This window comes from Halobacillus litoralis, from assembly GCF_020524025.1.
Classification (GTDB): domain Bacteria; phylum Bacillota; class Bacilli; order Bacillales; family Halobacillaceae; genus Halobacillus; species Halobacillus litoralis_D.
Map to the genome: position 1 here is coordinate 152,780 of NZ_JAIVKN010000002.1, position 13,333 is coordinate 166,112.

Sequence of the window (13,333 nt, forward strand, 5' to 3'; positions counted from 1 at the left end):
TCAGCCTCCTGTTATTTCTAATAGATCCCTCATGTTGGTAAGCATGTAATCAGGATTCAAGTCATCCAATACTTCTCTTCCTTTAATTGTCCACGCCACTCCAGCTGTTCTTACGCCTGCATTTTGTCCTGCTTCTATATCATGTGTGTTGTCACCGACCATAAGAGCTTCAGAAGCTTTAGAATTTAACAGGTCCAGAGCTTTCACGATCGGTTCAGGATGAGGCTTTGCATTATTGACATCATCAAGCGTAATCACCGTCTCAAAAAGCCCGTCTAAGTTTGTTAGCTCTAAGCCCATTTGAACGGTATTCCTCATTTTGGTTGTCACAATACCAAGACGGTACCCTTTTTCCTTAAGCGCTTCAATTGTGTCAACGACACCATCGTACGCTTTAACATAGCGGTCATGATTCTCTATATTATGTTTACGGTAGGTTTCAACCATTTCCTCTACTTTATCGGGATTTACTTTGCGTAAGCTTTCCACCAGAGGAGGGCCGATAAAATCCAAAATTTCTTTCCGGTCATATGGGCGGTCCGAATATTGTGTAATCGTATGGGTGAAGGAAGCGATGATTAATTCGTTTGTGTCAATCAGCGTCCCATCAAGATCAAAGAGAATGGTACGTATGCTCATGTGATGTTTCCTTCCTTTTCTGTTGTAGTCTGTTCCAAATAAAACCAACAGCTGCGGTTAATAATATTGCGGTTACCAATCGAATAAGAAGAAGCGGCCAAACAGGAATGCCAAGAGGAATAAAGATCAAGGTATCCTCAACTACTGCATGGCAGGAGACAAGAAAGAGAATAGCAAGGTACATGTCCTTTTTCGAAACTCCATCTTCCTCCACGGCCTGAATCATCAACCCCGCACCATAAGCAAGACCAATGGTTAGTCCAGCCACTAAAGTCATAGATGTGTTTCTTTCCATTCCAAGAAATTTAGTCATAGGTGCAACCCACACAGAAAAGCGGTCCAGCCAGCCTTTATCCCTTAAATACTGCATCACAATCATTAAAGGAATAACAATAAGAGCCAATTGAACCACGCCCATGAAAGCTGTTTGAAGCCCCTGGCCTATAATTTCCATCCAACCGCCGGGATCTGGATTTTTTGAAGCAGCTAATCCGTACGTTGCAACTTTTGTTCCCCCCTGCCAGAATAAATGAATCAAAAATGCAGAGATCAATGCCAGCCCCAGACGCACACTGACAACAAACCACCAGCTTACTCCGACCTTCTTCGCTACCGTTGATTCGATTAACAGATTATGTGAAAAGGACATCATAACTGCTAATATAAACACTTCCTTAACGGTAAACTCAAAAGAAATAATCGCAGCAATTCCAGCATAGAGGTTTAAAAAGTTACCTAACACCAACGGGACAGCTGCCTCACCAGAAAGGCCCAGCCATCCCATCAATGGCGCTAAACGGTCCATGATCCAGGGTAAAATAGGGGTATACTGAAGAACGGTAATCACTAAAGTGACAGGGAAAATGACTTTTCCCAGTGTCCACGTGAGTTCCAACCCCTTTTTACTTCCCCTTTTTAAAATCCCATTCATGATACCTGCTCCCTTATTTTACTTTCTTTCCGTTATAATATTTATCAGCCATGCCACTCTTCCGACGATAGGCCATAATAATTAATGCACCGGCAACAAGAACAATTGAAATGAACTGCGCTGTACGAATTTCCCCGAAGAGATATAAACTGTCCGTACGCATTCCTTCAATAAAGAACCGGCCAACAGAATACCAGATCACATAACTTAAGAACACTTCTCCACGGCGTGGATTAAACTTGTGTCTAAGGATAAGCAGCAATACAAAGCCTGTAATATTCCATAGCGATTCATAAAGGAATGTCGGATGATAAATCGCTCCATCTATACACATCTGCTGATTAATAAAATTCGGCAGATACTGCATATAGGTGTTATAAAAGGATTCAGAAACCGGACCGCCATGGGCTTCCTGGTTCATAAAATTCCCCCAGCGGCCAATCGCCTGCCCAAGTATAATACTCGGTGCTGCAATGTCAGCCATCATCCAGAAGGAAATTTTCTTTACTTTCGTATAGAGGTAGGCGGTTAAAACAGACCCAATAAGCGCACCATGGATAGCAATTCCGCCTTCCCAAACGGCGAAAACCTTCCACCATGGACCTCCTGCATATCGATCCCATTCAAAGACTACATAATAAATACGCGCACACACAATAGCCGCAGGAATCGCAAAAACAACGATATCTACCATATAATCCTTCTTCAATCCAAGACGTTCGGTCTCTCTTGTTGCAATCCACAATCCTAAGAAGGCACCTGTTGCAATAATTAATCCATACCAGTAGATCGAAATAGGACCGAGTTGGAGGAAAACCGGGTCTAAAGGTTGTACTTCACAAGACATGTTCGTTCCTCCTTACTCATGATTCTGTTCTTGGTCGATCACTTTTGTCAGCCGCTCTGAAAATTCTTCTGCTGCATTAACACCCATACGCTTCAAACGGAAATTCATAGCAGCCACTTCAATAATGACAGCCAAGTTTCTTCCCGGACGGACAGGTATGGTAGCCTTTGGCACTTGAACATCCATGATTTTCATCGTTTCTTCTTCTAGACCAAGACGATCATATTGTTTGTTTTTCTCCCAAAGCTCTAAATTAATGACCAGCGTAATTCGTTTAAAGCTTCGAACTGCTCCTGCACCAAATAACGTCATGACGTTAATAATCCCAAGTCCTCGTATCTCCAGGAGATGCTCAATTAAAGGGGGACTGTTGCCGATCAGTGTGTCGTAATCTTCCTGACGAATTTCTACGCTGTCATCTGCTACAAGGCGGTGGCCTCGTTTCACAAGTTCCAGAGCTGTTTCACTTTTACCAACACCACTCTGCCCGGTAATCAGAACACCAATTCCATAAATATCCACAAGAACACCATGGATAGCCGTAAATGGGGCAAATTTAGACTCCAGGAAATTTGTCAGGCGGCTGATTACACGTGTCGTCTTATAAGGGGAAAGCATTAAAGGAACCCCCGCTTCCTGAGCAGCATCAGACAACTCCTCAGGAATGTCCATCCCGCGGGTAATAACGATTCCAGGAGTAACATCTGTGCAGAGCTTTTCAGCACGTTCTCTCCTTTGCTCCTTTGATAATTCATTAAAATAAGAGAGCTCTGTTTTGCCTAAAAGCTGAAGGCGGTCTTTCGGATAAAATTTGAAATACCCTGTCATTTCCACCCCAGGGCGGGAAATGTCACTCATATGTATTTCACGATGGATACCATCTTCACCGGCAACCAATTCAAGTTTAAATTGTTCGAGTAAATCCTGTGTACGTACCTTACTCATCTTCTAACAACCTCCATTCATGAATCACTGTCCCCTATTGTAGCATGTTTTGCATAAATCTTGGATAGCACCCTCATGGAACAGGTAACTTTTCAACCGGTCCACGTAAAAAAAATAAAAAAATACTAAAAAACCCGTATAGAGGATCTGCTCCATACGGGTTTTTCTTTAATTTTTCATATCTTTAATTAAACTGTTCAACACTAAATTAATCAATGAAATGATGATAGCTGCCAGAATCGTCATTCCGAAACCATTGATCTCAAACGTACTTCCAAGCAGCAGATCGGTTAATGATAACGTAATCGCATTGATGACAAAAAGGAACAATCCAAGGGATAATATTGTAATTGGGAGCGTGAGAACGACAAGAATTGGACGGACAATTGCGTTTAATATAGATAAAATAAAGGCTGCCAGTAAGGCACCGCCTACACCCTCAATATTTACAGAATTCAACAATGCCCCTACGGCGATAATCGCAACAGCATTAACGATAATGTGTAACAACCAGTTTTTCATTACTTATCAACTCCTTTTCTCGTCTTACTTTCTTACTTTTTTCGTTTTAGTCTTTATTAAACATTCCTGTTGTTTTTAACATGTCATAAGCATAGCAGGATTATTAAAAATTTAATTTAAGTCAGGGGGTAGAATACAGCTCAACGCATTATAGTTTTTAAGTCCATTCATCAATCCTACTCTTCCTTCCTCCATTAAGCCTATTCAGAGGAGACATCTATGGTGAAGGGTGATGGTTTCCAATACGAATGAAAGAGAAACAGGATGCGTGGTTACGCTCTACTTTCGCTTTTCAAAGCCAGAAAGTTTTAAAGGATGTTCCTTGATTCTTCTACAGGACTCAAAATTTTCACCGCTCCTGTCTTTGTCTCTGCTTCTATATGAAAGCTATCCTCGTATTCATCATAAGCCTCAAATTCCAATGTTTTATTTAATACCTCTTTCTTGTCTTTCAATATCTTATAATTGTCTAACTTACAGGAGAGTGAACCGAATTTCGTCTTAAGGATACCGTCTACTCTTTTCTCTAATGGAAGGAATACTTTTACTGTTCCTGTCGTTACTTTGTAGAATCCGGTATGAGCTTTCTCTCCTTTATGTTTAACATCAATACTTCCATTTACTGTAGAAAGATCGGTTTTTCCATATTCCCCGTCCAATGAGATCATTCCATTAATCGTATCGGCTTGACATAAATCAAAGACTCCACCCGAAAAAGTAATGGCTCCATTTCCTGTCTGGACTTTACAGGTTTCTCCAGAAACATCACTAACCTTCACTTCGCCATTTGAGGTCTTGATATGCACATGTTGACTTTCCAGATTGTTCACCTGGATTGTGCCATTGGTTAGTTGAGCTTTGATAAACTCGTATTGTTCCCTCGGCAGAAATAGCTGCATATTCACTTTCACTTTCTTCGAAGGACTGGCCACACGAAGGAGACCCTTTGTGAGATCAAACTGAAGATCTGTAAAGAAAACTTCCCTCGCTTCTTCTTCTGTTTTAACCTGGTAGACCTTCACATGGGATTGAGCTTTTATCTGATCTTCATCCCAAAGGTGAACTGAAAGGGAACCATTTGCAATGAACACGTCGGCTTCTTTAAGATTCTGCGCATCTAAGTAAGTCTCTTCCTCAAACTGGATGGATTCTCCAAACGACAAGTCAAAATCTGAGTTTTTGACCTTTTCCACAGCATCTGCCAGGAAATTTCTAATCCCATATTTCTTCTCATCTTTGTGGGATTCTTCCTTTTTAGGCTTTTCATCAAGAGCAGCAAGCAGCTTTGCTCCTTCTTCTGCATTAATCGTTCCTTTTTCAATCATCTGCAAAATTTTCATACGCTCTTCATTCATCTTGATCAGCTCCTTTGATCCTTTTACGTTCTACCCTGCAAGAAAGGTTCAAAAACTAAAAAAACCATGGAAAGAGACAGTGTCTTCTCCCATGGTGTCTTATTAGTTGAATATATACTTATAAAATCTTTCTGTTTTCAAACGTTCCAACTGCTCAGAAGCCTGGTCATGGTTTTCAATTAAACTCATCATGCCATCAGCCTGAGAGAGGTGGGCTTTTATCGCTGCGAGCTTCTGCTCCCAATAAGGGCGGACATCGTAGACAATGTCCGGATCACCTAAATGGCTGGCATGATCGTTAGAAATCGCATGCATCCATACTTGAGGACGTTTAGTTTCTTCTATCCCCTGAACAGCGGCTACAACCGCCGCCCCTAGAGCATCGTGGTCCGGATGCACGGCATAGCCTGGATAGTGGGTGATCACAATTGTTGCATGGAGTGATTCAATTTTCTCTCTCAGGTGTGCAGCTACCTGATCACGAGGCTCAAATTCCAACGTCTTATCCCTATATCCAAGGAATTCGACATCAATATCCAGTTGTTTTGCTGCCTCATTCAGTTCCTTTTTTCGAAAAGAGGAAAGCGTCTCACGGTTAGCAAAAACAGGATTCCCCATATTTCTTCCCATTTCACCAAGGGTTCCGCATAAGTAGGTCACGGGATGTCCTTCTTCTCTAAATTTAGAAATTGTACCGGACGCTCCAAACGATTCGTCGTCGGGGTGAGGGAAAATAACAACGATATTTTCATTACTCATCAGGATCAGCCCCGTGTGAAAAAGGCGTTTCACTGATTTCCAGAGCTACCATTAAACGGCCTTCGCGGTCGTGTCCCGCCATCAGGAGGCGGTCTTTATTATCAATTTCGTAGTCCGTTAGTCCTTCCGCATAAACCCATCCAAGGTCTAGTTTTAATCCAACGCGATAAGAACCGCCTGTACTTACAATCTTCCCATGTTGATAAGAGACTTCCGCATTTCGGATAAACGCTCCTACATTGTAGGCATTTTCATCAAAGTGACTGGCGTATGCCCCGTTTGTGGTTTCTAAATGTACATAAACCTTTTTATTAGCTAACTGATCAATTTTATTTTGAACACTTTTCTGTTGTATTGCATCCACAGTTATTCCTCCCGTCAAACCATTCTTGTTTAACGATACTCAATTTGGGGCCGAGCGTCAAAACATCTACTTGTTTGCCACTTTTTCCCGTTCACTCATTCTTTTCTCCATCCGGTTTCGATCTCTTTCTAATATCGGTTTTAAATAATGACCGGTATAAGAGATTTCTTCTTCTGAGACATGCTCTGGTGTCCCGCTTGCAATGATACGGCCCCCGCCGTCTCCACCTTCAGGTCCGAGATCAATAATATGATCAGCTTCTTTAATGACATCAAGGTTATGCTCAATAATTAAGACAGAGTCTCCATTATCAACAAGACGCTGGAGTACTTTCAACAGACGCGAAATGTCATCGACGTGAAGACCTGTTGTCGGCTCGTCCAAAATGTAGAAGGACTTGCCATTCGAACGGCGGTGCAGCTCACTCGCCAGTTTCACCCGCTGAGCTTCTCCTCCTGATAACGTGGTAGCAGGCTGACCCAGCTTAATATATTCTAGTCCGACATCTGCTACGGTCTGCAGTTTGCGCTTAATCTTTGGTATATTTGCAAAAAAGTCCAATGCTTCTTCAATGGTCATAGCGAGAACATCCGCTATACTTTTATTTTTATACTTCACTTCAAGCGTTTCACGATTATATCGTTTGCCATCACAAACTTCGCACGGGACATAAACATCCGGAAGGAAGTGCATCTCGATCTTAATAATTCCATCTCCACGGCAGGCTTCACAACGTCCACCTTTTACATTGAAACTAAAACGTCCCTTTTTATATCCTCTTATTTTCGCTTCATTCGTCTGTGCAAAGACATCCCGTATGTCATCAAATACACCGGTGTAGGTAGCAGGATTTGAGCGCGGCGTCCGCCCGATAGGAGATTGATCAATATCAATAACCTTATCCAGCTGATCAATTCCTTCGATCGTTTTATGCTTTCCGGGTTTCTGCTTTCCGTTATGAAGTTTCATGGAAAGGGATTTGTATAAAATTTCATTGATTAATGTACTTTTCCCTGATCCCGATACGCCTGTCACCGCGGTAAACACCCCAAGCGGAATATCAGCATCGACTTTTTTCAAGTTGTTTTCCTCTGCTCCGCGTACTTTTATATAACGTCCATCCGGTTTACGGCGCTCTGCAGGAAGAGGAATGAATTTCTTGCCTGAAAGATACTGCCCTGTCAGAGACTTTCGGTTTTTCATCACTTGTTTCGGTGTACCTTGAGTGACAATATTCCCTCCGTGGGCTCCTGCTCCAGGACCGATATCAATCAAATAGTCCGCAGCAAGCATCGTATCTTCATCATGTTCCACGACAATGAGAGTATTATCCAGGTCTCTCATCCGTTTTAATGTATTAATCAGGCGGTCATTATCTCGTTGATGCAGACCAATAGAAGGTTCATCCAGGACATATAATACACCAGTTAAAGCAGAACCAATTTGAGTAGCAAGGCGGATACGCTGCGCTTCGCCTCCTGATAACGTTCCGGCTGATCTGGATAACGTGAGGTAATCAAGACCTACGTTAGCCAGGAAGCTGAGACGTTCACAGATCTCTTTCAAGATCATGCGGGCAATGGTTTCTTCTTTCTCTGTCAGTTCAAGAGACTCAAAGAACTCTTTTGCTTCCGTAACAGAATAATCCGTCGTCAGACCGATATGCTTACCATTAATGAGAACAGCAAGCGCCTCTTCGTTCAAACGGTTGCCCTTACATTTAGGACATGGCTTCTGGGCCATATATTTTTCCATTTGTTCTCTGATATAATCGGAACTTGTTTCTCTATAACGACGGGAAATGTTAGGGATAACCCCTTCAAAAAAGATTTCATTTTCCCTTACTTTTCCAAAATCATTCTCATAACGGAAGTATATTTTCTCATCCCCGCTGCCATATAAGACCCGTTCTTTATGTTCTTCAGGTAAGTCACGGAACGGCTGGTTCATATCAATGCCATAATGATCGGATACACTCTTCAATAATTGTGGATAGTATTGAGAGCTTTGAGGTTCCCACGCTGCAATCGCATGTTCATTTAAGGAACGGCTCCAATCTGGAATAACAAGATCGATATCCACTTCAAGCTGTGTGCCTAATCCATCACAACGGTTGCATGCCCCATAAGGGCTGTTGAAAGAAAACATCCGTGGCTCCAGCTCACTTACAGAAAAACCGCAGATCGGACAGGCATGGTGCTCACTGAACATTAATTCCTCTTCATCAATTACATCGACAATCGTATGACCGCCGCCGAGATTTAAGGCTGTCTCTATTGAGTCTGAGAGACGGCCTTCGACTCCATCTTTAACAACAATTCGATCAATTACGACTTCAATGGAGTGTTTTTTATTCTTATCGAGATTTATTTCCTCGGAAATTTCGCGCATTTCCCCGTCTACACGCAGCCTTATATACCCTTCCCTTTGAAGCTGTTCAAACACTTTAACGTGCTCACCTTTACGACCGGATACCACTGGAGCAAGGATCTGCAGTTTCGTTCTTTCAGGGTACTCCATCACCCGGTCCACCATCTGTTGAACGGTCTGTGAACTGATTTCAACTCCATGGTTGGGACATGTCGGTCTGCCGATTCTTGCAAATAGTAATCGTAAGTAATCGTAGATTTCTGTTACGGTTCCCACGGTTGATCTCGGATTACGGCTTGTCGTCTTTTGATCAATCGAAATAGCGGGGGATAAACCCTCGATAGAATCGACATCCGGTTTATCCATCTGCCCTAGGAACTGGCGGGCATAAGCGCTGAGTGATTCTACATAGCGCCTCTGCCCCTCAGCATAAATCGTATCGAAAGCTAATGAAGATTTTCCTGAACCCGACAAACCGGTCATGACAACCAGTTTGTTCTTGGGAATATCAATATCGATATTTTTCAGGTTGTGAGCCCGTGCTCCTCGAACACTAATATTTTTACTCGCCATACTCTACTCATCCCTCCGCTTTTAATTCCAACAAGACATCGCGCAGTTCAGCAGCACGTTCAAAGTCAAGATCGCGCGCCGCTTGCTTCATCTCTGTTTCCATATTATCTATTAATTCCTGACGTTCTTTCTTCGTCATCTCAGACGGTTTCTTGCCTAAATCGTAATCGGCTTCTTCTTCAGCAACAGAAGTCGCTTTAATTACATCGCGTACTTCTTTTTTAATGGTTTGAGGTGTAATGCCATGCTCCTCATTATAAGCAATCTGCTTCTCCCTGCGACGGTATGTCTCATCGATGGCAAACTGCATTGATTTTGTAATTTTGTCTGCGTACATAATGACCTGTCCATTTTCGTTTCGGGCCGCACGACCAATCGTCTGGATGAGCGAGCGATCGGACCTGAGAAAGCCTTCTTTATCTGCATCCAAAATGGAGACAAGAGAAACTTCCGGAATATCGAGTCCTTCCCTTAACAGGTTGATTCCAATGAGCACATCGTATTTACCTACCCTAAGATCCCGGATAATTTCAATACGTTCCAGAGTTTTAATTTCTGAGTGCAGGTACGCGACTTTAATTCCCAGGTCTTTCAAGTAATCTGTCAGGTCTTCAGACATTTTTTTCGTTAAAGTTGTGACAAGAATCCGCTCATTCTTCTCTTTTCGTTTATTGATTTCCCCAACAAGGTCGTCAATCTGACCATGGATCGGCCGTACTTCAATTTCAGGATCAAGCAGCCCTGTTGGACGGATAATTTGTTCCACCATTTTTGGTGTGTGCTCAATCTCATAAGGACCAGGAGTGGCTGATACATAGGCAATCTGCTTAATATGTTCTTCAAATTCCGGAAACATGAGTGGACGGTTATCCATAGCGGAAGGTAAGCGGAAGCCGTGATCAACCAAGACTTGTTTACGCGCTCTGTCACCGTTGTACATCCCGCGGACCTGAGGAAGCGTTACGTGCGATTCATCCACCATAATAAGAAAATCATCAGGAAAGAAATCAAGCAGTGTATAAGGAGTTGCCCCTTCTTCACGGAAGGTCAGATGCCTTGAATAATTTTCAATTCCTGAACAAAAGCCCATCTCCCTCATCATTTCCAAATCATAGTTGGTGCGCTGCTCAAGACGCTGGGCTTCGAGAAGCTTATCGTTATCACGAAGTTCTTTCACTCGAGCTTCCATTTCTTTCTCTATATTTTCAATCGCTTTTTTCAATTTCTCTTCACGGGTAACGAAGTGAGAAGCCGGAAAGATGGCAACATGCTCCCTTTCGCCCACAATTTCACCCGTAAGGACATCCACTTCGCGGACACGATCGATTTCATCCCCGAAAAATTCAACTCTTATCGCATGTTCTTCCCTGGAAGCTGGAATAATTTCGACAGAATCCCCTCTGACTCTGAATGTACCACGCTGGAAATCAATGTCGTTCCGTGCATATTGAATATCGACTAGATTTCTAAGCAGCTCATCGCGGTCCTTTTCCATACCTGTACGAATTGACAAGACCTGACTGCGGTATTCGTCGGGAGAACCTAGACCATAAATGCAGGATACACTCGCAACAATGATGACATCGTTCCGCTCAAACAAAGCAGAAGTGGCTGAGTGCCTTAACTTATCAATCTCATCATTGATGCTCGCATCTTTTTCTATAAATGTATCGGAAGATGGGACATAAGCTTCCGGCTGATAATAGTCATAGTAACTAACAAAATATTCGACAGCATTGTTCGGGAAAAATTCCTTAAACTCACTGTACAACTGACCAGCTAATGTCTTGTTATGAGCAATGATCAATGTCGGTTTATTCACCTCGGCAATGACATTAGACATGGTAAATGTTTTCCCTGTACCCGTCGCGCCCAGAAGTGTCTGGTGTTTTTCTCCCCGCTGGATGCCTTCCACCAGTTCATGAATGGCTCTTGGCTGATCCCCCTGCGGTGAAAATTTTGAAACTAAATCGAATTTCTCCTCCACGACGAAAACCTCCGTTCCTAACTAGTTCTAGTTTAGTTTACCACAATAGTTTACCATTCTAACATGAAACGAACAAACATTCGCATTTGAACATTTCGGGCGTTTCTTTTCCTATATTTGAAGTTTTAAAAGTGTTCTCTTAAGAAGCCATTATTCCCTAAATCTGCGTAAACAAAAAGCACTTTGCTCAGTGCAAAGTGCTTTTTGTTTATAGATCGAATTAGGAATTAAACGTCTGGTTATACTGGTTGACTTCAAACAAATCCGTAAGTTCGATATCGGGATGCTTATCTTTAAACCAGCGGAGAGAGAAATCATTTTTGAATAGAACCAGCGGATTGCCTTCACGGTCTTCTGCAAGCATGTTCCGCTCATCAAACAACGATTCATCCACCTGGTCTTCTTTCAGCCAGCGTGGAATACGCTCTCCTAGTGGAGTTAACTCAATATCTACATTGTACTCATTCTTCATTCTATATTCGAAGACTTCATATTGAAGCTCACCGACCGCACCAATAATATAATCTTCAAAACGGTAACGCTTAAAGAGTTGAATGGCTCCTTCTTGAACAAGCTGCTCCAGCCCTTTTCGGAACTGTTTGGATTTCATAACGTTTTTAGCGGTTACTTTCTTAAAGATTTCAGGCGGGAACTGTGGAAGTTCATCGTATTCAAACTTAGATTTACCCGTTACAATTGTATCTCCTATCCGATATACGTTAGGATCATAAATTCCGATGATATCACCGGCATACCCTTCTTCAACCGTTCCTCTTGAAGAAGCGACAAACTGCTGGGACTGAGCAAGTTTAAATGCCTTGCCCGTACGGGATAATGTGACATTCATGCCGCGCTCAAATTTACCAGAGCAGATTCGCACAAATGCAACACGGTCCCTGTGCTGAGGGTTCATGTTCGCCTGGATCTTGAAGATGAAACCAGAGAATTCTTCATGATCCGGGGAAACAATGCCCTCTGTAGATTTTCTTGGTGCAGGCTCAGGCGCCATATCAATGAAAGAGTTAAAGAATGTTTCCACACCAAATGGAGCAAGTGCACTTCCGAAGAATACAGGCGTTTGATCCCCCTGCATTACTTTATCCATATCAAAACTTGCGCCTGCCTCATCTACAAGCTGCATCTCTTCTTCAGCTTCCTGGTAGGTCGCATTTTCTGTTAATTCTGGGTGCTGATCGAGCTCACTGTACGGAATATACTCTTCCTCTTCATTCCCCGTATATTGAACAAACTGCTCGTTGCTCCGGTCAAACACTCCAAGGAAACGTTTCCCCATACCTGCCGGCCATGTCATGGGGTAGGTTTCAATATTCAGCGTCTGCTCGATTTCTTCCATTAATTCAAATGGCTCACGGCCTTCACGGTCCATTTTATTAATAAAGGTAAAGATTGGAATTCCGCGCATTTTACAAACTTTGAAAAGCTTCAACGTTTGAGCTTCAATACCCTTTGTTCCATCAATTACCATGACAACACTATCGACTGCTGTCAGCGTACGGTACGTGTCTTCACTAAAATCTTCGTGTCCCGGGGTATCCAGAATGTTCACCTGGTAATCCTTATATGGGAAATTCATGACACTGGATGTGACGGAAATTCCACGTTGCTTCTCGATTTCCATCCAGTCGGAAGTTGCAAACTTCCCTGATTTCTTCCCTTTAACTGTCCCGGCTGAGCGGATTAGATTTCCAAGCAGCAGCATTTTTTCAGTCATTGTTGTTTTACCGGCGTCCGGGTGAGAGATAATTGCAAACGTACGGCGTTTTTTCATTTCTTTTTGTATATGATCCATCGTGATATCCTCCGTTAATTTAAATTTCTATTCCTATGGGCGTGGGCAGGATATACGTTTTACATCAGCTGATTCACTCCATAAAAAAAGCGCTCACACTTTCAAGCGCCTTCCTCGAATTTTTAGTTATACTTTGAAAGTTAGCATAACCCACTCGTAAAATCAATGACATTCCACTTAATCAGAGGACGTTCCTTTGGACACTATAGAAATAAGACCGTCCATCCTTCA

11 protein-coding genes are annotated in these 13,333 nt (G+C 42.6%); all 11 read right to left on the reverse strand.

Annotated features, from left to right (window positions below):
- Window positions 1-639, reverse strand: a complete 639-nt coding sequence (gene ppaX / locus LC036_RS07520; protein WP_226580505.1) for a pyrophosphatase PpaX — start codon at window positions 637-639, stop codon at window positions 1-3.
- Window positions 614-1,570 (reverse strand): nucleoside recognition domain-containing protein, encoded by a 957-nt coding sequence (locus LC036_RS07525; protein ID WP_226580507.1) that lies wholly within the window; start codon window positions 1,568-1,570, stop codon window positions 614-616. Before LC036_RS07525 ends, ppaX begins: the two co-directional genes overlap by 26 nt.
- Window positions 1,571-1,583: 13 nt before the next feature.
- Complete coding sequence (lgt, locus tag LC036_RS07530) at window positions 1,584-2,417, reverse strand: prolipoprotein diacylglyceryl transferase (protein WP_226580510.1); 834 nt, start codon at window positions 2,415-2,417, stop codon at window positions 1,584-1,586.
- A gap of 12 nt (window positions 2,418-2,429) precedes the next feature.
- Window positions 2,430-3,362, reverse strand: a complete 933-nt coding sequence (gene hprK / locus LC036_RS07535) for an HPr(Ser) kinase/phosphatase (protein WP_226580513.1) — start codon at window positions 3,360-3,362, stop codon at window positions 2,430-2,432.
- Between the two features lie 168 nt (window positions 3,363-3,530).
- On the reverse strand, window positions 3,531-3,884 hold the full coding sequence (locus LC036_RS07540; RefSeq protein ID WP_226580517.1) for a phage holin family protein: 354 nt from the start codon (window positions 3,882-3,884) through the stop codon (window positions 3,531-3,533).
- Between the two features lie 308 nt (window positions 3,885-4,192).
- Complete coding sequence (locus LC036_RS07545) at window positions 4,193-5,239, reverse strand: DUF4097 family beta strand repeat-containing protein (protein ID WP_226580518.1); 1,047 nt, start codon at window positions 5,237-5,239, stop codon at window positions 4,193-4,195.
- A gap of 102 nt (window positions 5,240-5,341) precedes the next feature.
- The gene (gene bshB2, locus LC036_RS07550) at window positions 5,342-5,998 is read right to left on the reverse strand and encodes a bacillithiol biosynthesis deacetylase BshB2 (RefSeq protein ID WP_226580521.1); all 657 of its coding nucleotides are present in this window, start codon (window positions 5,996-5,998) and stop codon (window positions 5,342-5,344) included.
- Window positions 5,991-6,362 (reverse strand): YojF family protein, encoded by a 372-nt coding sequence (locus tag LC036_RS07555; protein WP_226580524.1) that lies wholly within the window; start codon window positions 6,360-6,362, stop codon window positions 5,991-5,993. The genes bshB2 and LC036_RS07555 overlap by 8 nt, the downstream gene beginning before the upstream one ends.
- A 66-nt stretch (window positions 6,363-6,428) precedes the next feature.
- On the reverse strand, window positions 6,429-9,305 hold the full coding sequence (gene uvrA / locus LC036_RS07560) for an excinuclease ABC subunit UvrA (RefSeq protein ID WP_226580527.1): 2,877 nt from the start codon (window positions 9,303-9,305) through the stop codon (window positions 6,429-6,431).
- A 7-nt stretch (window positions 9,306-9,312) separates the two neighbouring features.
- Window positions 9,313-11,292 (reverse strand): excinuclease ABC subunit UvrB, encoded by a 1,980-nt coding sequence (gene uvrB, locus LC036_RS07565; RefSeq protein WP_226580530.1) that lies wholly within the window; start codon window positions 11,290-11,292, stop codon window positions 9,313-9,315.
- A gap of 220 nt (window positions 11,293-11,512) precedes the next feature.
- Entirely contained in the window at window positions 11,513-13,102 is a 1,590-nt protein-coding gene (locus LC036_RS07570) for a peptide chain release factor 3 (RefSeq protein ID WP_226580533.1), read from the reverse strand.
- Window positions 13,103-13,333: the final 231 nt, after the last annotated feature.